Genomic DNA, 23,001 nt, shown 5'->3' with positions numbered 1-23,001 from the left:
AACTATTCTTGCCCCTTCGCCCATTGCCATGCTTGTGTATTGTATAAAGGCACCGTAGAAAGCGCGTGATGATGACTGCCCGTAGATTCTTTCGTTGAGTACGATAAATACAATAACGTATGGGTTTTAGCATCATAAATACGACGAACTTTTAACGACTTAAACAAAATACTCTTAGATGATTTAAACACGACTTCACCCGACTTACTACGGTCAATAGACTGTAATTGGTCTGCGGTAATTGGCCCTGTTTGGCGACAAGCAATCGACATATCTGATGGGTCTGAAAAGTCTAAATTAGCCTCAATGTGACTAATATGACAAGTAACCCCTGTAACAAGCGGGTCTTGCTGTGAGTTAACCACCACATCTTTAGTGGTAAACAGCCCTAAACTCACTGAAGCAACATCATCAGAACACCCTGTAAGCCCTGCTAAACACGCAATTAGACTACCCATTTTGAGATACTTCATAGCAAGTCCTTCGTTCATATTAAAATTAAGTTATGCCTTATACTAAACGCTTTCACTGCGATAAAACAAATTTTATAAGCAATAAAAAAGGCACGCCCGAAGGAGTGCCTTTGCAAACAAATACAGCTAAAAATTATTAAAAGCTATATTGTGCACCTAGATAAACATAGCGGCCTGCACCGCCGCCGTAACGGCTATAGAAGTTCCCTCGACCACTTGGGTAAAATGCCCCTTTGTCGTCAAATACATTATTAATCCCGCCAAATACACGTAAGTCACTCTTATCAGTCAATGCCATAGTGTAAGACGCTGATAAACTATGCTTTAAAAATGAGCCGTAGTTTTGGTATGCCAGTGGCTCAGGGTTAGCAATACAACCGGCATCGCCCTCAGCACAGCGCTCATCATTTGCAGCAACATACTCAAGGTAGTCTTTCTCATCTTCTTGGCTTGCTTTAAATGCGCCTACGTAATTCGTACGCCAGCGGATACGTAAGTCATCCATTTTCCATACAATCGACATAGCGGCTTTATCTTTTGAACGGCCATAACCTGCATACTGTGAAGTAACACTGTTACCATCTAACCCTTCATAGGTTTGTGAGTTTTCAATAATGTGATTGTAATCAAGCTTAAATGACAGGTTACCATAGCTGCCTATGTCATATTTGTAAGTTGCAACTACATCGTAACCGCGCGCTGTTAACTCATCTAAGTTATATTCACGCTGTAGTATTTTTACAATGTTACCTTCGTCGTTACGGGTAATATCGTTACAGTATTCGTTATCACTACCCCATGACGCTTCTGAGTCATAACATTCACGCATGATGTTTTCGTTACTTATTTCATCAATTGCATCAACAATGGCAATGTCGTAGTAATCAACCGCTAAGTTAAAGCCATCTAAAAACTCAGGTGAAACAGTAATACCAAAGGTATAGGTATCGGCTGTTTCTTCTTTTAAGTTTGGATTACCCGTATTTGGTGAATAGTTATTGTCTTCACTTTCAAATTCAAAGTCAGGATCATCAGCCAGCTTTTGTGCCAAGGTTGGCTCTAAACGGCAGTTATCGTGCCCTGGGTTTGTTGATGCTGCCGTTAAGCCATCACAAATATCATCAAATGAATCAAAATCGCCACGAGGAGGTGACAATAGCTCTGTAATAGTTGGGGCACGCTGTGCACGCGCATAGTTAGCACGTAGCATGTATCCATCAATTGGCTGCCACAATAATCCTAACTTATAACTGGCTACGGTGCTGATATTATCAATACTGTAATTTGCTAAACGCAACGATGTTTCTGCCGATAAGCTTTTAGCAAATGGCACATCTTTAAGTAGTGGCACTGCAAGCTCTGCAAACGCTTCATATACTTCTACTTCACCATAAAAAGAAGGCACAACGTTAAACGTAATACCGCCCGCTTTCATATCATCACTGGTATCTAAGCTTTGCGAGTCTTTACGATACTCTGCACCAAATACTGCAGACACATTACCGGCTGGCAATTCATATAAGTCACCGGTGATATAACCCATTACCGTGTACTGTTGAATCTCAGTATCAATAATTGGATTTGTACGGATCCAGTCAGCCATGTCAGGGGTAATAGACCCTTCACCAAATAAATTAAGCGGGACACATCCTTGCGCTCGCGCTTCGGCGTCTTTACATTGAATAGTGCCATCGGCTAATTTTTCAGCTTGCAGAGCTTGGTTAACACGTACCGTGTTTAGCTCGTTACTGCGGATTTGATGCTGTTTAAATTGACCATATCCGGCAGAAATATCCCAATCCCATGTATCATCAAACATCATACCTTGCAGGCCAGCCCAGGTACGAATAGTCGTACGGTCGTTATCGGTGCTGATATTACCTACTTCACCAAAACGACGATCCCAATAAATACGGTCTTTGTATGGGTTACTGTCAATAATTTCTTGTGGCACATATGGGTTATCAATAGGAATATAACCTGGCGCAATATCATCGATAGGATCCCCTGTCACTGGGTCGTAGCGAGGTACGTAAGCCCCTTCGTATTCATCTTCTGGTGACTTATCGTTGAACGAGCCACTCTTACTGTATTGAATTTGGAAATAACTCATGATGTCGTCTGTTACATCATAATCTACTTTTATTGCGGTCGAAAAGTTATCACTAGGTACATCAAGCATAACGTACTGCTGTGAGTTGATACCGTATATCTCTTCATTGCCTTTCCAATCATCACGTAGCGTTTGACCGTCGTACCAAAACTGAGTGTCGTTATTATTATTCTCTAAAAATACACCACCTAAGGTACCATCGCTTTTGCTTGCCCAATCAGCTTGTGTAATACCGCTCATACACTGATAGCCATCAGCAGTGTACATTTGATTACACATCAGCTCATCATCGTAACTATGCGCCGCTTCTATTTGCGCTCGGTCGCGATCGTAAAAGGTCATACCAAAATCACGATCCCAGTTTGAGCTAACAAATACATAACCGCGATCATCAGCAAATGACGTTCCGTAGTTTAAATCAAGCGTAAACTCGCGACCGCCACCATCGGTTGTTTCACCGCCTCGGGCTTGAAATTCAAAACCTTCTTTTTTTGACTGGGTAATAATATTAACTACACCAGCAACCGCATCAGCACCATAAGTGGCCGACGCACCACCACTAATAATTTCAACACGTTCTACCATGCCACTAGGAATAGTATTTAAACTGACATAATTACCACCGTAACTATTAGAGACAACACGGCGGCCATCAATCAATGTCAGCGTTCTATTAGCGCCTAAATCACGAAGCTGGACTGTTGATAAACCAGTACCCGAAATGCTTGATTGGCTGGTTGTGTTACCAATACTTTGGCTCAGTGCAGGCATATTATCGATTAATACATCTGAAAGATTGCCTAAGCCTGTATCCTGAATTGATGCTCTGTCCATGGTAACCAGCGGAGTCGTAACTGAAAAGCTATCACGCTTTAAACGCGAGCCTGTTACTGTTATTTTCTCTGGTACTTCTTGTACCACTTCTTCGCTTGCCTTAGCAGTTGATTGACGAGCAATAGCCTCGTCATTTGCTATTGCTTGCCCAGATAAGCTTGCTGTTATAGCCAATGCTAAAGCGCATTTTTTGGTTGATATTTTACTCACAGACTTCCCTCATTTTTTATTATCCCATTAGTAGCTTTTTTATTAACTTTTTAGTTATTAAATCTGTTTTGTACTAATTGGTTTGTTTTACTAATAACAGGTTGTAAGTAATCGTGAATAAAAGCACAATGAGAGGTGTCTCGTTTATATCCCTATTTTACATCTATTTAATATCTATTTATTTATAATCATGGACTTATATTTATTGTGTTAGAATGTTGTAAAATTGAATATTAACTAATTATCGTGTTACTTTGCATTAAACAACACGTACAAACATCGCTAATAACTCATACTAGGAAGAGGTTTAAATACACATACTATGAATACTCAACAGCCTTTTTCAATTGGAAGTTGCCAAATATCGGCGTTTGAAAATAAGCTGTTTTGTGCTGATAAAGCCTGTATTTTACAACCTAAATTTATAGAGCTGCTGACCTACTTAGTAACGTGTTATCCAAATGCGGTGAGTCGGGAACAACTAATCGAAAACGTATGGGATGGTAATCAATATGTGGGTGAAAAAGCACTCACTAATGCCATATGGCACCTTCGTAAAAGCTTTAAAGAGCTTGACCCCGACAACACCTACATAGAAACACTGCGTAAAACAGGTTATCGCTTAGTGCAAAAGCCAATAATGCCAAACGCGCAGAACAGTATTAATACATCCTCTACTCGTCCTAAATATATTTTTGCTGTAGCCATAGCTATCGTGGTCTTGTTATTCGCTGGAGTCTGGGGTTACAACGCTTTTAGCGATGAAAATAAGCCACTTGCGCTATCGCAACAAGCAGAGCGGTTATACGATCATGTTGAAACCATTACTACCAGCCCAGGACGAGAGCTATTCCCCGCTATATCCAGCGACAGTCACTTTTTAGCATATTCTTGGCGCCGCCCTGGTCATAAAGCAAATTTATACTTACGTGATTTACATTTACCCGAACAAGCTGCAATAGCACTTACCGACACCCCATTCATTGAAGGGCGAGCGGTATTTAGCTCTGACTTAACCTTTATTTATTATTATCGCCGTATATCTGGTCAAGGCTGTGAGGTTATTCAGCAAAATATTGCCTCGGGAAATACCACTATTTTAGGGAAGTGTGGTAACAAAGCGAGTACCGATATAGACATAAATGCCCCGGGCACACAACTGGTTTATATTAGTGAAGATCAAACAAATACTCTGACTCAACTTAACCTTGTTGATTTAACCTCATCGCCATACACAGTTACTCAAATACCTTGTATTTCAGCATGCCAATATACCGATGAGTCGGTTGTATTCTCCCCAGATGCAACTCAACTTGTAGTATCGCGTAACTTACCAACGGGGTTTGAAGAACTATTTTTAATAGACATAAAAACAGGTAATGCAAAGCAACTAACCACTGGGTTCATTGATATGAGAGGCGTTGATTGGCACCCCTCTAAAGCGCAACTCGTTTTTTCTGGTGTGAAAAAAGGTAAACGCCAAGGGTACTTTTATAACCTTAAAACACAACAAATGATCAATGCCCGCATAGATGGCTTAAGCTACCCAGAGTTTGCAAGTGATGGCAGCTTATATTTTCATCAGTGGAATATAGACTCGGCTTTAATGCGTTTAGAGGTTAATAATGCAGTTGCAAGCTCTCCTTTCCCAGTGCTATCAAGCCACTTTAGTACCCGCTTTCCTGATTATAACAAAGCCAGAAACAAACTCGCGTTTGTCTCTAATGAGTCGGGCTCAATGGAGTTGTGGACCGCAAATAAAGACGGTACCTCTCGAAAGCAGCTCACTAATCTCAATGCCAATATTTACCACCCGGTATGGTCGCCAGATGGTGATTATATTGCTTTTGTTGCCTCGCATCCTAGTGGTCATGCGTTATACCTGTATGACCTTAATAAACAAACCAGTGAATTATTACCTACGGGCTTTAGCGATCATGGTAAACCGAGCTGGGCTGCAGATAGTAAAAGCGTATTAGTTTCTGATGATCAGCACGTTTATCGCTTAGACTTAAGCACTAATAAGCTTATACAAGCTGTAGAGGCTCCCACGCCATACGCTTATGAAAACAAGCAAGGCGCTTTAATTTTTGCCAACCAAGCAACCAATCAACTATGGATCAAAGACCCTAAAAGCCAAACTGAGCAACTACTGGTTAGCGATATTAATTTATCAAATCATAATTCGTGGTATTTTTTTGAAGGCGATACCTTAGCGACATCACGTATTTACTATTTTAATGTAAAACAAGGTGATTACCGATTAAGTTATTACGACCTCTCAAAAAAAGATCACCATGATGTAATAAAGCTTCCTGAGCGCGCATTTAGCCGTACTTCTGGCTTAACTTATATTACGAGTGCAAACTGGCTGGTGTACTCTTCGTATAAGTCACCACAAATTGATATAAAACGTATCAACCATCAATATTTGCCATAAGGGTAACAGCTTAAACCAAATTTAAAAAATTAAGCTTCCTAGGGTTAGCGCGTACAAACCCGTTTGGTATAATTAAACAAACCAATCTTAAGAGGATACGCTAAATGCCACACATTATTATTGAACACTCAGAAGATCTGCCTTTATTACCTCAGGTTCTAGTGGAAAAAATCCACACAACAACATTTGAAAGTGGCTTATTTGATTTAGAAACAATAAAAACTCGTGCTATTGCGTATCAACATTACCAATTAGGTGTGGGTAAAGAGGGGTTTATTCATATTGCAGTACATATTATGGCTGGGCGCTCTATTGAGCAAAAACAAAAACTAAGTGAGCAGTTACTAGCGTGCCTACAAACATATTGTAGAGCTTCTGATAGCTTAAGCGTTAATATTTACGAAATGAATCACGAGATTTATCGTAAAAATTAACCGCTGTTAAAACATCATAGTTATAGGCAAGTGCTCTATAACTATGATGGTATCCCCGCTCTGCTAATTTTTATAAAACCGCGGTTAAAGCGTAAACTTACCTAGTAAATCCCTTAAAATATTCGACTCTTTATTTAAGCCACTACAAAGCTGCTCTGACTTTTTCATATTTTCTTTGGTTTGCTCTGCCGAGTCGGAAATCATCACAATATTTTGGCTAATTTCTGAGGTTGCTAACGTTTGCTCTCTCGTTGCGGTAGCCACTGAGTTATTTAACTCGCTTAACAGTACAATTTCCTGTGAAATACCATTTAATGTATGGCCTGTTTCTTTTAATCGCTCGGCATTTTCTAAGGTGTTTTTGCTACCCAATTCAATCGCAGTTACCGTGCTTGAAGCTTTAGCATTTAACGAAGCAATCATCTCATTAATTTGCTCTGTAGACTCCGCAGTACGCTGTGCAAGCGTTCTCACTTCATCAGCAACTACTGCAAAGCCACGCCCTTGCTCGCCAGCTCTCGCCGCTTCAATTGCCGCATTTAACGCCAATAAGTTAGTTTGCTCAGAAATCCCTTTAATAACATCCAATACATGAGAAATTGATTTAATCTCTGTTGAGAGCTCTAACACTGAGGCCACAGAATTGGCCATCGATGCTTCCAGCTGCTCCATTTGTTTAATTGTGCTTTGCACAAAATCAACGCCTTTATGTGTAGTCTCTTCGGTTTTAGTAGCAATATCAGCCGCATTGCTGGCACTGCCAGAAATATCCTGAACCGTAACTTCCATCTCATTAACCGCTGCCGCCACCGTTTGTGTACTCGATGACTGTACCTCAGCTAAATTAGCCGCTCCTTGTACTTGCTCAAGTACATCTTGGGAAATACCTTTAACATGAATTGCCGACTCAGAAACCTGTTTAAACATATAATGTAACTGCTCTAAAAACAGATTAAACTTAATCGCTAAATCGGAAATTTCATTATTATCGTCAGTAGGAAGTCGCGCCGTTAAATCGCCATCTTTTTCTGTTAACGCATTCACTGCTGCAGTAATGTTTTCGATTGGCCTAAATATTTGCCCTACCAACACGCGTGCTGACGCTAAACCTACAAGCGCAATAATTACACCAAAAATGATATTAGTACTAATAGCGCTATTAATTGGGCCATATAATTGCTCTTGGGGAATTTCAGCGACTAAATGCCAGCCTAATGAGTTTACTGGCGTACTTGAAACAACATAGTCATCACCATCAATGACTTTACTTTGAATTGCCCCATTTTTAATCGGCGCCAAGTCAACTGATTGCCCTATTTTAGTTTTATCACCATGCAACATAATCTCGCCACTACCAGAGGCCAAATAAACTATACCGCCCTCACCTATTCTATATTCGCTTATGAGATCCACCATAGAATCGAGCGAACGGCCTATTCCGGCAATTCCTTGACGTTGCCCTTCAAGCTCTATGGCATAATTAATAAATACCATTACCTCAGAGCTGCCTTTATCTATGTCGAGCGCTACTTCAAATGGCCTATCCGATGCTAAAAAAACATCAAACCAAGAATCACTACTGTCTATTTGTCTGGAAATACCCTCATCGGTGTAATAGTTGCGGGAGTTTTTAGAAATAATATATGCGTTACTGGCTTGGTTTTTATTTTTTATATGTTTGAGGTAATCAATAAATTTACCGCGGCTTTGTGCATCTTCATTATTATTCATCCATTGTTGAACAAATAAGTTTTGCGCTATTTCCTTGCCTACAATAATGGGTGTAGAAAGCTCCAATTCAATTTGGCTTTTCACTTCACTAAGCGCTGTAGGTAGATCTACTTTAGCTAGCTTTTCTTCTGTATTTGAGCGAATACTATTGGAAAATATTAGAGTAGATATTGCTAAAGGAGCAACAACAGCCAGAATAAGACTGAGGTATACTTTTCGTTTCAATAACATAGAGCACCTAAGAAGTAACTAAGCGAAATTTTATATACTGCACACAATTAACAGTAGCGATATTAAAGGTTATTAAGTAAAAATTTTTATAATAAAACCTCATAACACTTTAATAGTAGATTCAACTGTGTTTATTGCAATGTATTCAATAGAATTAATACAAAAATCAGTGCACTGGTAAAAATACGATAGAAATAACAAAAATGAATTTATAAACTAGGAAAATGAGTTTCTATTTACTTGAAAGGCTTTGAAAAGTGGTGGCCCCTCCCAGACTCGAACTGGGGACCTAACGATTATGAGTCGTGTGCTCTAACCAACTGAGCTAAGGGGCCATTTTTGTATAACTGTAAGCAGTTAATTTTTGAAGCGTTTAGCCACAGAGCGACTAAAGCGGGTTGCAGTATAAAAAGTTTTTAGGGGCTTGTCACTAGCAAAAAGCTTTATTTTAACAATCAAGGGGCTAACTGCTCAAATAGTAGGCTTTTAGATTTATTGATGATGACTTCGAGGAAACGAACTCATTAAATAATAGTAGTCTGAGTAACTAATACACATACCTTACGATGGCAATTAGCAACTCAGTATTAAATGTATTACTGCGATATGGCGTTATTTTTTGGCGATAATATAAATCGCATGAATTAGTCCTGGGAAATAGCCGAGCAAGGTTAGCAAAATATTTAACCAAAAGTGCATCCCTAACCCCACCTGTAAAAATACACCCAGTGGTGGTAATAAAATAGAAAAAATAATTCTGATGATATCCATAATTTAATCCTTATAATGTTAGCAAAGCAAAAAGCCCAGCAGGGCTGGGCTTTCAGTATAGTGTATTATTCTGCAATAACAGTTAATTCATCAACTACTTCGCGAACATCTTCTGCGTTTTTAGCAATTTCCATCGCTAATTGCTTTTCAGCATCAGACTCAACTGAACCTTTAAGAGTTACTACACCATTATCGGTATCAACATCAATGTCTGTACCACCTACTTCAGAATCAAATAAGTAACGCGTTGTGATAACTGTTGTGATTTTGGCATCGGTCAAATCACTCTCCGTGTCGTTACCCATCATTTTAGAATCATGCTTCTTCATGTCGGTGTTTTTTACCACAGTTAGACTGTTTTCAACGTCAGTTACACCATCTAGGCTTAGCACGAGTTCTTCAGCAAGTTCTTTATCTACGTCGCTGTTTACTTTACCTGTTAGCATTACCTTGCCGTTTTTTACGTCCGTGTTGATATCAAAGTTGTTTAGATTGGTGTTCATCAGCAGTACTGTTTCTGCCTTTCCATCAATCCAAGCATCTTTGCTTTCGTTTTCCCAACTGCTTGCTTGAGCACCCATTGCGGTTGTTCCTAATACTAGGGCTGCAATCATAGACTTATTAAATGTTTTCATAATCGTTCTCCATTTGATTAAAGACACTTTAACTAATGCGAACATCGGGCCAATGTTTTTTACATATAAATTTCAATGATTTAGTAAAAATAAGTCAATACTGACTTAAACCTACAAAGTAAACATTTACAGACCATTGCGTAAAACTTTCTCGAATAGCGAAACTTACTAAATAATTGTATATTTGGTTAATCTGTCGTTAATATAATAAAGAGTGAAGAAACAAAAAACATAAAGCACTGATTTTAAATAAATTAATATTTGGTATAAGGCTTGCTCTGAAATAGCCAGCAACCTTAAAAGGATAATTTAAATGTCTGTTAAAATTGAAGACCGCCCTATCGAGCAAGTTCGTGAGCAAGTAATTGATCAACTCATTTATAATTACAGCCATGGTGTCATTTCTGTAGAAGCATTTGAAAGGCGCTTAGACGATGCAATGGCAGCGAGTAACAATAACGCGCTTATGGCCCTTGTTGAAGATTTAACCTTAAATACTGATCAGCAATATAAGGCACAAAAGCACTCGCAGTTTGCACCTAATTATAGTGCGCAGCATGAGGGGAGTGAAGAGCCACTCACATTAAGAAGCATTCTTGGTTCAAGTGAACGAAGCGGCCAATGGGTAGTGCCTCAAAAAATTTATATAGAAAACTACATGGGGTCAATCAATCTTGATTTTACGGATGCTATTTTTACCCACCAACATGTCACTATTCACGTTAATTGTTACCTTGGCAGCGAAGAAATATATGTACCTGAGCACGTTAATGTAGTTTCTAAAATGTTTTGTATTTTAGGCAGTTTTGAAAATAAAACAGTTTCACTCAATAAACGCCAAGGGCCAACGATTCAAATTGAAGGAAAAACTGTTTTAGGCTCTGTGGAAGTTAAAGTTAAGCGCACTATTAAAGAAAAATTTATTAGCTTTGCAAATGATCTGAAAACTCAACTTGGCATGAATGGTAAACATTATTAAATATGCTAAACATTTAATGAAGCCAAAATTGTTGGCTTCATTCATATTATAAGTCGTTATTTCGCTCACTAGGTACATCACTCATGTACTCAACAAACTCAACCTCAAACCCTGCGGGATCAATATAATAAATGTTCTTTCTAAATGGATTTACAGCGCCTTGCTTACTTATTTCAAAGCCCGCATGCTTTAGGCGCGCTATTACTGCATTTAAGTTATTGGTTATATAAGCAAAGTGTGCCAAACCAATTTGATGCCCTGATAAGTCACGGTTTTTCCCTTCACCGTGATCGCTTATAGCAATATATTGATCGTTATCACCAAAATGTACCCAGCGCCTTGCTTTACCATACCAGGTTCCTTCTCCCTCACTTCTAATTGACCAATAGGGAAACGCTGCTTGGTAAAACTTAAGCATGGCGTCTATATCACTTACAACTAAATTTACGTGTTCTAATTTCATAATTTTCTTCCTGTTAATTGAATATAGAACATCATAAAACCTCAAGCTCACTTTAGGTAAAGCGCTAATTTACAAATTTATTGCTTGTTTTTATTTCAATAAATATATCGAAAGATCATACTTGTACAAAAAACACTCATAAGTATTTAGGCTTTATGGTTTACTTTATGGCAAAAACCGCTAAAATACGCCGGCTTAAATATATAAACGTTCTTTTACAACCCAAAGGTAATACCATGCATCCAATGTTAAACATTGCGGTTCGCGCTGCGCGTAACGCAGGCAAACTTATTCTTCGTGCAAGTGAAGACTTATCAAAAGTTGAAGTGCAACAAAAAGGCACCAATGATTTAGTTACTAACATTGATAAAGAAGCCGAAGCCGTAATTCGTGACACTATTTTACGTTCTTACCCTGATCACTGCATAGTTGGTGAAGAGTTAGGCGAACACAAAGGTAAGGATGCTGATTACCAATGGATTGTTGACCCACTTGATGGCACAACTAACTTCATCAAGGGTATCCCTCATTTCGCAGTATCTATTGCACTTAAAGTTAAAGGTCGTTTAGACCAAGCCGTAATTTACGATCCAATTCGTGGCGAGCTTTTCACTGCTTCTCGCGGTCAAGGCGCACAGTTAAACAGCAAACGTTTACGTGTATCTAAAACTGTTGAACTTGCTGGTTCTGTTCTTGCTACAGGCTTTCCTTTCAAACAAAAGCATCACTTAGATGCATACTCTGAAGCGTTTAAAGCGTTATTTGTTCACACGGCTGATATTCGTCGTGCAGGCTCTGCTTCGCTAGATATGGCGTATGTTGCAGCGGGTCGTGTTGATGGCTTCTTTGAAATTGGTTTAAAACCTTGGGATACAGCAGCAGGCGAGCTATTAGTTAAAGAAGCTGGCGGCATGATTGTTGATTTTGCTGGCGGTAATAACTACAACGTGAGCGGTAACGTAATCTGTGGTGCACCTAAGCTAACACAGGCGATTGTTCGCGAAATGCGCCCAGTATTATCTGAGTCGTTATTACGTTAATCGTAATTACGCACTAAAAAAAGGAGCCTAGGCTCCTTTTTTGCTTTTTGTTAGCCACTTTTTTTACTATTGGATAAACGTACAATAGCGGGAGCAGGCCTTCTTCGATTACATATAAATAAGTAGCTGTGACGATAACGTTTTGCTTCTTTTTTAGCATCTGTCGCTAATGCCGCTACTTGATGACTATTTTTACACTGCTGCAGATCAGGCTCAACTAAACCTATCGATAATGTAAGTAAAGGTACAAACTGCTTTTCGCCCTCTCGATTAGTTGCCCAATACCCTTTTCCAGCAATATGCTCTGGCGTAAAAAACACGCGTGACTGTAGTTCAAATTGCGAGATAATAGTATTACAAATCTCCACCGCATCTTTTTTTTCAAACACCACCATAAAGTCATCGCCGCCAATATGCCCGACAAAATTAGCGCTGTGCGCACACGCTTTTACAGTAACATCGGCCAGAAGTTTTATTACGCTATCCCCACTGGCATAGCCATACAAATCGTTAAATTGTTTAAAGTGATTTAAATCGATGTAGGCTAGTGAAAATGGCTGTTTATGTTGCAGACGCTGCTCTATTACCTCACTAATTGCCACATTACCCGGTAACATGGTCAAAGGGTTAGCATGTTGAGCGTGGCGGATTTTTTCTGCTGTAATGTGCTTTAGTATGTCTCTGAGCGGTGCCAAGCCTAAATATTTATTGTTGCAGGTGATAACAATATGGCGACGAATATCAAAGTCTTGCTCTGTTATTTGCTGGGAGACAATATCAAGCATTTGATTTTCATCAACCACCAAAGGTTGTTTATCCATTAACTCAGTGACTTCACATTTATCATAAAGTGCATGCCCATAAGGCGCGGCAAACACTTCTGTTAGCTGATCTTTGTGTAACAGCCCTATTGGCTGCTGACTGCTATTTAATACCGGTAAGCTGATTATGCTTTTGTCTTGCTCAAAAAGTGCATGAGCTTCTTTACAACGCGTATGACTGCTAATAGCAGGCTGAGCAACAGCAAGCACACCTATTGCCATTGATTGTTCAAACTTTGAGGCGGCTTGGGTCGAAGTGAGCGATTGTAACTGTTTACAGTTGTAGTCATAACTTGGCTGTTGACTCGGTCTTTCTAACAAGAACCCCTGAACATGACTTATGCCTATACTTTTAACTAAATCTAGCTCTTCGGAACGTTCGATTCCCTCTGCAATCACCGCTGTATTTGTTGCCCGTGCTAACACCATAATTGATTTTAGAAATTCTTTTTTAACTTCGCTTTGATCGCAATGATCAATAAAGTAACGATCAATTTTTACAATATCTGGGCATAACTGCGACCATTGCTTTAGTCCTGAATAACCTGCACCGAGATCGTCAATAGCAATAGTAAAGCCTAGCTCTCGATAATGAGCGATGGTTTTTAACAGTAAAAAGCCATCATCTACTTTTTCTTGTTCAGTTACTTCAATCACCACTCGATTGGCAGCAAGACCAAACTGTTCAATTAAATGTAAGGTTTCGCCTTTAGGGTGGCTCGGATCGAGTAGAATTTTTGGGCTGACATTTAAAAATAACTTCCCTTGCAGACTGAGTTTTACAAAATTTTCAATGGCGCGAGAACGGCATAAAAGCTCAAGCTCTGAAATCAATTGGTATTTATGAGCCGCTTCGAATAGCTTATTTGGCATGGCTAATGGACCATTTTTAGGGCCACGGCTAAGCGCTTCATACCCAATAATAGATTGCTTAGCTATATCGAAAATAGGTTGGAACAAGGTTGTTATTGCTCCTTGTTGTAAAATTGATTCTAAGACTTGTCGTTGCTCAGTCACTACTAGCTCAAATAAAAATTTAATAAGAGCAATAAAATACCAACTGAGTATGACTATTATGTGACTTATCTAGGAGGCAATAAAAAACCGCTCACTAGGAGCGGTTTTGTTTTAAAAATAGTTTAATCTCAATTAAGGCATTGGATCTAAATCAGCGCCTTCTTTTTCAATCACTTCTGGTATTAAATCTTCTTTACTTACGCCCATGGCAATAGCCACCGAGCTGGCAACGTAAACTGAAGAGTAAGTACCAATAAACACACCAAATAGTAGTGCAGTAGCAAAGCCATGAATGGTTTGACCGCCCCATACAAATAACGCAATCAGTACTAAAATAGTAGTGATTGAGGTTACTAAGGTACGGTTAAGTGTTTGCGTAAGCGAGATATCAATAATTTCAATCGTGTCGTCAATGCGCACTTTGCGGAAGTTTTCACGAATACGGTCTGATACAACAATGGTATCGTTTAGTGAGTAACCTATCACGGCAAGTATTGCTGCCAAAATAGTTAAGTCAAACTCTAAACCAAGCACCGAGAATAAACCAATCGTAATGATTACATCGTGTAAAAGCGCGCCAACTGCGCCCACAGCAAAACGCCATTCAAAGCGAAACGCCACATAAATTAAGATACAAATAAGTGCAGTTAACATGGCAAGGCCACCCTGCTCTTTTAAGTCTTCACCTACGCTTGGGCCTACAAACTCAATGCGGCGCATTACTACGCTATCATCAGCTTGTTTAAGGGCAGCAATTACTTGGTTACCAATTACTTCTGCTTTTACATCATCACCGCGAGGGGCTAAACGGACCAGTATTTCTTGGCTTGAGCCAAAAAGCTGTACCGATGCATCAGCAAAGTCGTTTTCAGCCAGTACATTACGTACTTTTTTCAGATCGGCAGGTTGCGAAAAACCCACCTCAACTGCTGTACCGCCGGTAAAATCTAAACCGAAATTTAAGCCTTTAACAAAAAGTGACGCCAGCGACGCTATGATTAATAACGTAGAAAAGCACATTGCCACTTTTCGAAGAGACATGAAACGAAGGGTTTTTCCGCCCAATCTTAAAATTTGCATGTCTGCTCCTTAAATTGAAAGTTTATCAACACGTTTACCACCAATAAATAGGTTGATCACCGCACGGGTACCTACAATTGCTGTAAACATAGAGGTTAAAATACCAATTGCTAGGGTTACCGCAAAGCCTGCAACAGGACCGGTACCAACAGCAAACAAGATAATCGCCGCAATTAATGTGGTGATATTGGCATCAAAAATAGTACTAAAGGCGCTATCGTAACCAAAATGAACCGCTTGTTGAGGGCTGCGGCCATCGGCTAGCTCTTCACGAATACGCTCAAATATAAGTACGTTCGCATCAACAGCCATACCAACGGTTAATACAATACCTGCGATACCCGGTAGAGTAAGCGTTGCACCTGGAATTAACGACATTACACCAATAATAAGTACTAAGTTGGCAGCCAGTGCGATATTCGCAACAAGACCAAAACCTTTGTAGTAAATAAGCATAAAGGCCAGTACAAACGCAAAACCTAAGGCTACAGCGGTCATACCTGCTTCAATGTTTTCTTGACCTAGGCTTGGCCCAACCGTACGTTCTTCTACAATTTGAATAGGCGCAACCAGTGCACCCGCACGTAGAAGTAAGCTTAAATTATGCGCTTCAGCTGGGTTATCAATACCGGTAATGCGGAATGAACGGTCAAGACGCGCTTGAATGGTTGCTACGTTAATAACCTCTTCCACTTTAATTGGCGGAAGTGCTTTACCGTCACTGTCTTTTTTACCTGATGGCTTGTATTCAATAAACACGGTAGCCATACGTTTACCGATAGCACGCTTGGTAAAGGCATTCATTTTTGCCCCACCTTTACTATCGAGTTTAATGCTTACTTGTGGACGCTGGTACTCATCTGCACCTGACTGCGCACCAGTAATATGGCTGCCTTCAAGAATAATGCGTTTTTTTAGTACCACAGGATAACCATCACGGCTCATGATCATTTCAGTACCCGGTGGGATACGACCTTGAGCAGCGGCGCTTATGTCAGCATTTTCGTCAACTTCACGAAACTCAAGCGTTGCCGTAGCACCTAAAATTTCTTTAGCGCGAGCGGTATCTTGAATCCCTGGTAATTGCACAATAATACGTTCAGCACCTTGACGCTGTACGTTTGGCTCTGCAACCCCAATTTGGTTGATACGGTTACGAATAATAGTTTCGTTTTGCTTGATAGCATAGTCACGAATTTCTTTTAGCTTTAGCTCACTCATAGTGGCAAAGAATGCGTTATCGTTACTGCTATCATCAATGTAAACGTTTAATGGATAACGGCTTTCTAAAAAGCGCTCTGCAGCGTCTTTATCTTCTTCGTTACGCATTTCTACACGCATGCGCTCAGAACCAGCTACGCGGCGCACACTACGATAACGTAGTTTTTCTTCACGCAGGTCGCTACGGAAATCTTGCTCCATCTGCTCTAACTGATTATCCACCGCAGTGACCATATCGATTTCCATGGTGAAATGCACACCACCACTTAAATCTAGGCCTAACTTCATAGGATTACCGCCCAACGACTTTAACCAAGCCGGTTGTGCAGGAGCCATATTAATCGCTGAAATATAATCGCTGCTAAGCGAGTTACGCAGTAAGTCTTGCGCTTTTAGTTGGTCTTCAACATTTTTAAAACGAACAAGAATTTGCCCATCTTCAAGCTTTGTCGATTTAGCGCTTACGTTATCTTTTTTGAGGATTGCGTTTACTTTGTCTACAACACTGAGGTCAACATCGGTGCCTTTAGCGCCAGAAACCTGTATGGCCGGATCGCGGCCATACAGGTTTGGTGATGCATATAAAAGGCCAATGGCTAACACAGCTAAAACAAGTAAATACTTCCAAATTGGAAACTTGTTTAACACGGGGTCGTCCTTATTATTTTTATAGCGACTTCATTGTGCCTTTAGGCAATACAGCAGATACTGCTGATTTTTGTACTGTTACTTCTGCTTGCTCATTTAATGAGATCACGATGAAGTCTTTATCTTCAGCAATTTTTACGATTTTACCCACTAAACCACCTTGGGTTAGCACTTCATCGCCTTTTGCCATCGCGCTCATTAAGCTTTTATGCTCTTTTACGCGCTTTGCTTGCGGGCGGTAAATTAAAAAGTAAAAAACCAAACCAAAAATCGCTAACATAATTAGCATTTCCATACCACCGCCTGCTGCAGGTGCACCAGCGCTTGCATGCGCGTTTGAAATAAATAAACTCATAATACTTCCTCTTTAATTTTTAAATTTTAATTTGTTGTATCAGCTAGCTCTGGCACTTCTTGGCCTCGGCGAGCGTAAAAATCGTGGACAAATGTCTCTAGTTGACCTTCGCTAATAGCATTACGCAAACCTTCCATAACACGTTGATAGTATCGTAAGTTATGGATAGTGTTTAGTCGTGCACCCAAAATTTCGTTACATTTGTCTAAATGATGCAAGTAGGCACGCGAATAATTTTTACAGGTATGGCAATCACACTCTGGATCAAGTGGACCAGTATCTGTTTTATGCACTGCGTTACGGATTTTAATGGTACCCGTTGTAATAAATAAGTGACCATTACGTGCATTACGCGTTGGCATTACACAGTCAAACATATCAATACCACGACGAACCGACTCAACTAAGTCTTCTGGCTTGCCTACACCCATTAAATAACGTGGTTTGTTTTCTGGCATTTTATAAGCACAATGATCAAGAATATTGATCATTTCATTTTTAGGTTCACCAACCGATAAACCACCAAGCGCATAGCCATCAAAACCAATCTCTTCAAGGCCCGCTTGTGATTGTGCACGAAGCTCAGGATACATACCGCCTTGAATAATACCAAACAATGCTGACGGGTTGTCGCCATGCCCTTCTTTTGAGCGCTTAGCCCAACGAAGAGAAAGCTCCATAGAGTCTTTGGCTTCTTTTTCAGTGGCAGGATATGGCGTACATTCGTCAAATATCATCACGATATCTGAGCCAAGATCACGCTGCACTTCCATTGACTTCTCTGGCGACATCATAATTTGATCACCATTAACTGGCGATTGGAACATTACGCCTTCTTCAGTGATTTTACGCATTGCGCCAAGGCTAAATACTTGGAAACCGCCTGAGTCAGTAAGAATTGGGAAGTCCCAGTTCATAAAATCGTGTAAATCACCATGCTGTTTGATGATTTCAGTACCTGGACGCAACATTAAGTGAAATGTATTGCCTAAACAGATTTGTGCACCAGTTGCTTTAACTTCATCAGGTGTCATGCCTTTAACCGTGCCATAAGTGCCTACAGGCATAAACGCTGGTGTTTCTATTACACCTCGGTCAAAAATCAAGCGACCGCGGCGTGCTTTGCCATCGGTGCAGTCTAATTCAAATTTCATAATATCCTCTGTGTCGGAAAAACAGTCCAACAAGCTATAATTTAACCGCTCGATTCTACCCTTTTTACCACCCTATTACTATTAGCAGTGATAAATTCACTGTGCTTAGGAGTAAAATAAAAACCGATAACGCTGTAAATTATTTACGGGTCAAAAACATCGCATCGCCATAGCTAAAAAAGCGATACTGTTGTTCAATCGCAGTATTGTAAGCACCCATAATATTGTCTTGCCCTGCAAAGGCACTGACCAGCATAATTAGGGTTGATTCAGGTAAATGGAAGTTGGTGACCATGGCATCAACAACGTTAAATTGATAACCTGGGAAAATAAAAATATCGGTATCACCAAAGTAAGTATCTAACTTGCCGCCATGTATTTTTGCTGCCGACTCTAGTGAGCGAACTGAAGTTGTACCTACCGCAATCACACGCCCGCCTTTAGCTTTAGTGTTTGCAACCGCATCCACCACATCTTGCGGTACTTCAATATATTCAGAGTGCATGATGTGCTCATCAACACTTTCAACCCTAACTGGCTGGAATGTACCTGCACCAACATGCAAGGTAACAAACGCCATTTGTACGCCTTTGTCTTTAAGCGCAGCCATGAGTTTATCGTCAAAATGAAGGCCTGCGGTTGGTGCAGCTACGGCGCCTGGCTTTTCACCATATACTGTTTGGTATCGCTCTCGGTCCGCTTCATTATCTGGGCGATCAATGTAAGGAGGAAGCGGCATATGGCCAACATCATTTAAAATGTCGAGCACATTTTCACTGCGGTCAAACTCAAGCTCAAATAACGTATCGTGGCGTGCCACCATAATGGCTTTTGCTTTGCCCTCTAAAATGAGTACATTGCCCGGTTTTGGCGATTTACTAGCACGAATGTGCGCAAGAACCCGGTGTTCGTCTAATACACGCTCTACCAGCACCTCAACCTTACCTCCTGATTCTTTTTGACCAAACATACGCGCAGGTATTACTTTGGTGTTGTTAAAAACCAATAAGTCGTTTTCGTTAACAAGTTCGAGAATGTCACTAAATATTTTATGCTCAACAGTACCGCTCGGCCCGTCTAAGCTTAATAAACGGCTACTAGTTCTGTCTGCTTTTGGAAAACGAGCAATTAATTCATCAGGTAAGTCAAAGCTAAAATCAGCTACGCGCATTGTTAGAATTCCACATCATTTAAAATCGCGCCAAGTGTATATCTATACTTAAACAACCACAAGGTACGTGCTAAATTACACTATAATGGTATTGCTCAATAAACTTATTTATTAAATTAAGTCAATTATTACTACAAATAGATTTAAGATTGATCGTTAGATTTAAGGCCGCTCTATAATAAATACGCTTGTTCTTAGCACTAAATATCATTACTCTTATAGTTTTACGATCTGCATTTCTCGGAGTGGTACCTAAGTGGCGAAACAGCTTAAATTGCTAATATTAAATGCAAGTAATGATGAGCGCCAGACTATACGTGCCACGCTGGAGAGGCTTAGTGTGTTTGAGTTTATTGAAGCCTCAGACAGCCAAGATGCGTTAAAAATATTAAAAAACCAAAGTGTAAATATAATCATAACCGGATTAGATGTAGGTAAAATTGATGGCTGGCGGTTTTCACGTATGATCCGCTCTGGTTTACTTAACACGCCGAAAAATACGCCTATTTTACTTATTCCGCCCATTTATTGTGAGCGTATCGCCGAAACTACCGCACGTAGCTATGGCATAGATGCAGTACTGCCTTTTGAACGCCAAGATATATTGCCGCAAATACTAGCAAATGTGCTGTCGAGTCATTTAGAAAAAAGCAGTCGCTTAAACCTGTTGTTATTAGAACCCTTTACCAGCAGAGCAAACGACATGAGTGAACAATTAAAGCTTAACTTTGCAATTACTCATGTTACTAACGAAAAAGCCGCGCTCAGTGCCTATAATCAGCAGCCGTTTGCTATCGTGCTACTCGATGCCACTGCAGCACAAGCTGAGAGTTCAAATCAATTAGTTGAAAAGATTCTGCAGCATAACCCTCAACAAGCCATTGTTACTATTATTGATAAAAACGATGCCGATTACGCTGAGCAATTATTACTTTCTGGCGTTACCGATTTTATTCGTGCTCCTTACGATCCCTCATTTTTAAATAAAGTCTGTGATCATGCTGCTCGTCGAGAAGATTTTATGGTGAGCTATGCTGAGTTTGCTAATAAGGTACAGCAGCTAAGTATTAGTGAAGTTAAATATCGCGACCTGTTTTCAGCACATCAGCGTATTTTATTGCACTTAAACACGGTTGTACTTGAACTAGACCAACAAGGGAATATTCGCTTTATAAACCCTGCGTGGGAATCTCTGAGCGGCTTTGGAGTTAAGTCGACCTTACAACAACCACTCACTGCATTTTGTACCACTGAACATAAACAGTCATTACAATCAACCATTGATGATATTTTACAAGGTGGTGCGAACAAACAAAAAATAGAAGTTAAGCTGAGCCAAAAAAATGGTAACTCAGTGTGGGTAGAATGTCGGCTTCAGTTAATAAAAAATAGCAGCAACAACGCCACTATCACCGCCACACTCGATAACATTCATGAGCGCAAACAAGCAGAGTTGCAATTGCGCCATTTAGCCCTGCATGACACCTTAACAGGACTACACAACCGTTATTATTTTGACCAACAGCTTAACTATATTTGCCAGAGCGAAAACACCCATACAAATATTGAACATGCGCTTATTTATATTGACCTTGACCACTTTAAAATAATAAATGACAGTAAAGGCCACCAACAAGGTGACATTGTTTTAAAAGAAGTAGCGCAGCTATTTATTGCCAATATTAGTAATGAGCATCTAATCTGCCGTGTCGGTGGCGATGAGTTTGCGGTGATACTTAAAAATACCAATTTATTGGATGCACATTTAATTGCAGAAGGGATTTGTAGTGCCATTGAAGGCAACCAATTTAAATCTGAAGAGCAAATCTATTCAATTAGTTGCTCGATTGGTTTAACCCAAATTACCGCTGATAACTGCGATCCAAATGAATGCTTAAAGCAGTCAGATATTGCGTTATATATTGCTAAAAATTTAGGCCGTAACTTAGTACACTGTTATTCAAAACAAGATGGTGAGAACAATGCGCTGCAAACGGGTTTAGAGTGGGGCCATGGGGTACGTCAAGCACTCCAACAAGACAGTATAGAGCTTCATTATCAACCCATTTGGGATTTTAAAACAAATCAGGTTGCCTACTTTGAAGTACTGCTAAGGTTAAAGCTAGACGACGAACTTATTTACCCTAATCAATTTATTCCCTCATTGGAAATGCTCAACGATACCTTTTTAATGGACCAATGTGTTATTCGTAACAGCATTGCGAGTGTTGCTGCACATCCAGAGCTTCTTCAGATTGCAATAAACTTATCGGCACAATCATTTTTAGATGAACGTTTACTGCCATTAATAGAATCGACCCTTGAGAAGTATCAAGTGTCTCCTGCGAAAATTATTTTTGAAATAACCGAATCGGCCAGTATTAATAATTTAGCGGCGACACGAAAAATGATTGAACGACTAAATAATTTAGGTTGCCACTTTTCAATTGATGACTTTGGCACAGGATTTAGTACCTTTAATTACCTTAAACAATTACCAGCTCAACACGTAAAAATTGACGGCTCCTTTGTACGCGATATGCTTAATGACTCCATTGATTTAGCGCTAGTAAAGGCCATAAATGACATCAGTCGCTCACTAAATAAGCGCTCTGTTGCTGAATATGTAGAAACTGCAGAAGTGTTTTTTGCACTTAAAGAAATTGGTATCGACTATGGGCAAGGCTACTTTATTGCTCGCCCTGTACCAATTGACAAGGTACTGATTGAGTTAGAAAAAATTAAAAACAACCCTATTTTTTATCAAGACACCCTCACGTCACTATAAACATTAATAAACAAATTTAAGCAATTTATTACTTTCAAATTTGCCCATCTAACCTATACTTTGCTTATCGGCAGCACAATGTCATGAAAATTAAGTGATTACCTTGATTTTACATGACATCTTTATTTCTTATCGTCTAGATGTCTATACTGTTAAAGGTGGACATAGGGGCATGAGGAGGACGTTTATGACGCAACTAATCACGTTATTATTGTTTATACACTTTGCTATTGCGCTTCAATGTTACAAGTATGCCCAGATTAAAGGCTACCCTGTAAAAACCTTCACAGTGCTTGGGCTGGTCCCGTACTTTAATGTTGTTGTATGGGTTTACTTACTATTTTTACCGCCGCTAGAGAGCTACCACAGCCAGCATAAGCAGCCTCTATAAT

At 39.8% G+C, this 23,001-nt stretch carries 18 protein-coding genes and 1 tRNA gene; 6 read left to right on the top strand and 13 right to left on the bottom strand.

All coding sequences use genetic code 11. From position 1 onward, the window contains the following. Positions 1–2: 2 nt before the first annotated feature. The gene (locus tag ACZ5WS_RS05445) at positions 3–473 is read right to left on the bottom strand and encodes a CreA family protein (RefSeq protein ID WP_041708852.1); all 471 of its coding nucleotides are present in this window, start codon (positions 471–473) and stop codon (positions 3–5) included. 136 nt (positions 474–609) lie between these two features. After that, positions 610–3,630: a TonB-dependent receptor domain-containing protein gene (locus ACZ5WS_RS05440; RefSeq protein WP_464711030.1), complete on the bottom strand. Its 3,021-nt coding sequence runs from the start codon at positions 3,628–3,630 to the stop codon at positions 610–612. 322 nt (positions 3,631–3,952) lie between these two features. Here ACZ5WS_RS05440 and ACZ5WS_RS05435 point away from each other — a divergent pair, with 322 nt between their 5' ends. Together ACZ5WS_RS05435 and ACZ5WS_RS05430 are read left to right on the top strand one after the other, a co-directional pair. Next, entirely contained in the window at positions 3,953–6,070 is a 2,118-nt protein-coding gene (locus tag ACZ5WS_RS05435) for a winged helix-turn-helix domain-containing protein (RefSeq protein ID WP_464711028.1), read from the top strand. 104 nt (positions 6,071–6,174) lie between these two features. Next, positions 6,175–6,504, top strand: a complete 330-nt coding sequence (locus tag ACZ5WS_RS05430; RefSeq protein ID WP_008114843.1) for a 5-carboxymethyl-2-hydroxymuconate Delta-isomerase — start codon at positions 6,175–6,177, stop codon at positions 6,502–6,504. Between the two features lie 84 nt (positions 6,505–6,588). Here the strand turns inward: ACZ5WS_RS05430 and ACZ5WS_RS05425 are convergent, their stop codons facing one another. The 4 genes from ACZ5WS_RS05425 to ACZ5WS_RS05410 all read right to left on the bottom strand — a co-directional run bounded on the left by ACZ5WS_RS05425 (position 6,589) and on the right by ACZ5WS_RS05410 (position 9,872). Next, entirely contained in the window at positions 6,589–8,466 is a 1,878-nt protein-coding gene (locus ACZ5WS_RS05425) for a methyl-accepting chemotaxis protein (protein WP_464711026.1), read from the bottom strand. A gap of 258 nt (positions 8,467–8,724) precedes the next feature. After that, positions 8,725–8,801: transfer RNA gene (locus ACZ5WS_RS05420), tRNA-Ile, on the bottom strand. A gap of 277 nt (positions 8,802–9,078) precedes the next feature. Further along, entirely contained in the window at positions 9,079–9,237 is a 159-nt protein-coding gene (locus ACZ5WS_RS05415) for a YqaE/Pmp3 family membrane protein (RefSeq protein ID WP_008466367.1), read from the bottom strand. A gap of 65 nt (positions 9,238–9,302) precedes the next feature. Further along, positions 9,303–9,872 (bottom strand): BON domain-containing protein, encoded by a 570-nt coding sequence (locus tag ACZ5WS_RS05410; RefSeq protein ID WP_138606577.1) that lies wholly within the window; start codon positions 9,870–9,872, stop codon positions 9,303–9,305. A gap of 313 nt (positions 9,873–10,185) precedes the next feature. On the opposite strand from ACZ5WS_RS05410, the gene ACZ5WS_RS05405 reads away from it, so the two are divergent. Continuing rightward, entirely contained in the window at positions 10,186–10,851 is a 666-nt protein-coding gene (locus tag ACZ5WS_RS05405) for a LiaF domain-containing protein (protein ID WP_138606579.1), read from the top strand. 46 nt (positions 10,852–10,897) lie between these two features. On the opposite strand, the gene ACZ5WS_RS05400 is transcribed toward ACZ5WS_RS05405, so the two are convergent. Further along, entirely contained in the window at positions 10,898–11,314 is a 417-nt protein-coding gene (locus ACZ5WS_RS05400) for a VOC family protein (protein ID WP_464711022.1), read from the bottom strand. Between the two features lie 236 nt (positions 11,315–11,550). Between ACZ5WS_RS05400 and suhB the strand changes: the two genes are divergently transcribed. Then, positions 11,551–12,354, top strand: a complete 804-nt coding sequence (gene suhB, locus ACZ5WS_RS05395; RefSeq protein ID WP_054202669.1) for an inositol-1-monophosphatase — start codon at positions 11,551–11,553, stop codon at positions 12,352–12,354. A 50-nt stretch (positions 12,355–12,404) separates the two neighbouring features. Here suhB and ACZ5WS_RS05390 read toward each other — a convergent pair whose 3' ends face one another. The 6 genes from ACZ5WS_RS05390 to queA all read right to left on the bottom strand — a co-directional run bounded on the left by ACZ5WS_RS05390 (position 12,405) and on the right by queA (position 19,821). After that, the gene (locus ACZ5WS_RS05390; protein ID WP_138606583.1) at positions 12,405–14,192 is read right to left on the bottom strand and encodes a GGDEF domain-containing protein; all 1,788 of its coding nucleotides are present in this window, start codon (positions 14,190–14,192) and stop codon (positions 12,405–12,407) included. 132 nt (positions 14,193–14,324) lie between these two features. Further along, entirely contained in the window at positions 14,325–15,272 is a 948-nt protein-coding gene (gene secF / locus ACZ5WS_RS05385) for a protein translocase subunit SecF (RefSeq protein ID WP_138606585.1), read from the bottom strand. 9 nt (positions 15,273–15,281) lie between these two features. After that, on the bottom strand, positions 15,282–17,141 hold the full coding sequence (gene secD, locus ACZ5WS_RS05380) for a protein translocase subunit SecD (RefSeq protein WP_464711018.1): 1,860 nt from the start codon (positions 17,139–17,141) through the stop codon (positions 15,282–15,284). 19 nt (positions 17,142–17,160) lie between these two features. Continuing rightward, positions 17,161–17,496 carry a preprotein translocase subunit YajC gene (yajC, locus tag ACZ5WS_RS05375; protein WP_010391747.1) on the bottom strand — a complete coding sequence of 112 codons (336 nt, stop codon included), beginning with the start codon at positions 17,494–17,496 and terminating at the stop codon, positions 17,161–17,163. Positions 17,497–17,522: 26 nt separating this feature from the next. Further along, complete coding sequence (gene tgt / locus ACZ5WS_RS05370; RefSeq protein ID WP_054202633.1) at positions 17,523–18,650, bottom strand: tRNA guanosine(34) transglycosylase Tgt; 1,128 nt, start codon at positions 18,648–18,650, stop codon at positions 17,523–17,525. Positions 18,651–18,789: 139 nt separating this feature from the next. Continuing rightward, positions 18,790–19,821, bottom strand: a complete 1,032-nt coding sequence (queA, locus tag ACZ5WS_RS05365) for a tRNA preQ1(34) S-adenosylmethionine ribosyltransferase-isomerase QueA (RefSeq protein ID WP_290168602.1) — start codon at positions 19,819–19,821, stop codon at positions 18,790–18,792. Positions 19,822–20,077: 256 nt separating this feature from the next. Here queA and ACZ5WS_RS05360 point away from each other — a divergent pair, with 256 nt between their 5' ends. Then, positions 20,078–22,609, top strand: coding sequence for an EAL domain-containing protein (locus ACZ5WS_RS05360; protein WP_290168600.1), 2,532 nt, complete (start codon positions 20,078–20,080; stop codon positions 22,607–22,609). Between the two features lie 187 nt (positions 22,610–22,796). Then, a complete protein-coding gene (locus ACZ5WS_RS05355) occupies positions 22,797–23,000 on the top strand; it encodes a hypothetical protein (RefSeq protein ID WP_010391740.1) in 204 nt (67 codons plus the stop codon). Position 23,001 lies beyond the last annotated feature (1 nt).

This window comes from Pseudoalteromonas sp. 11L1, from assembly GCF_055397545.1.
Note: the sequence above shows the minus strand (reverse complement) of the source record. Positions and strands in the feature narration are given on the sequence as shown.

Coding starts and splice junctions, on each gene's coding strand:
- ACZ5WS_RS05445 (WP_041708852.1), bottom strand. CDS start 473: ATGAAGTATCTCAAAATGGGTAGTCTAATTGCGTGTTTAGCAGGGCTT.
- ACZ5WS_RS05435 (WP_464711028.1), top strand. CDS start 3,953: ATGAATACTCAACAGCCTTTTTCAATTGGAAGTTGCCAAATATCGGCG.
- ACZ5WS_RS05430 (WP_008114843.1), top strand. CDS start 6,175: ATGCCACACATTATTATTGAACACTCAGAAGATCTGCCTTTATTACCT.
- ACZ5WS_RS05425 (WP_464711026.1), bottom strand. CDS start 8,466: ATGTTATTGAAACGAAAAGTATACCTCAGTCTTATTCTGGCTGTTGTT.
- ACZ5WS_RS05415 (WP_008466367.1), bottom strand. CDS start 9,237: ATGGATATCATCAGAATTATTTTTTCTATTTTATTACCACCACTGGGT.
- ACZ5WS_RS05410 (WP_138606577.1), bottom strand. CDS start 9,872: ATGAAAACATTTAATAAGTCTATGATTGCAGCCCTAGTATTAGGAACA.
- ACZ5WS_RS05405 (WP_138606579.1), top strand. CDS start 10,186: ATGTCTGTTAAAATTGAAGACCGCCCTATCGAGCAAGTTCGTGAGCAA.
- ACZ5WS_RS05400 (WP_464711022.1), bottom strand. CDS start 11,314: ATGAAATTAGAACACGTAAATTTAGTTGTAAGTGATATAGACGCCATG.
- suhB (WP_054202669.1), top strand. CDS start 11,551: ATGCATCCAATGTTAAACATTGCGGTTCGCGCTGCGCGTAACGCAGGC.
- secF (WP_138606585.1), bottom strand. CDS start 15,272: ATGCAAATTTTAAGATTGGGCGGAAAAACCCTTCGTTTCATGTCTCTT.
- yajC (WP_010391747.1), bottom strand. CDS start 17,496: ATGAGTTTATTTATTTCAAACGCGCATGCAAGCGCTGGTGCACCTGCA.
- tgt (WP_054202633.1), bottom strand. CDS start 18,650: ATGAAATTTGAATTAGACTGCACCGATGGCAAAGCACGCCGCGGTCGC.
- queA (WP_290168602.1), bottom strand. CDS start 19,821: ATGCGCGTAGCTGATTTTAGCTTTGACTTACCTGATGAATTAATTGCT.
- ACZ5WS_RS05355 (WP_010391740.1), top strand. CDS start 22,797: ATGACGCAACTAATCACGTTATTATTGTTTATACACTTTGCTATTGCG.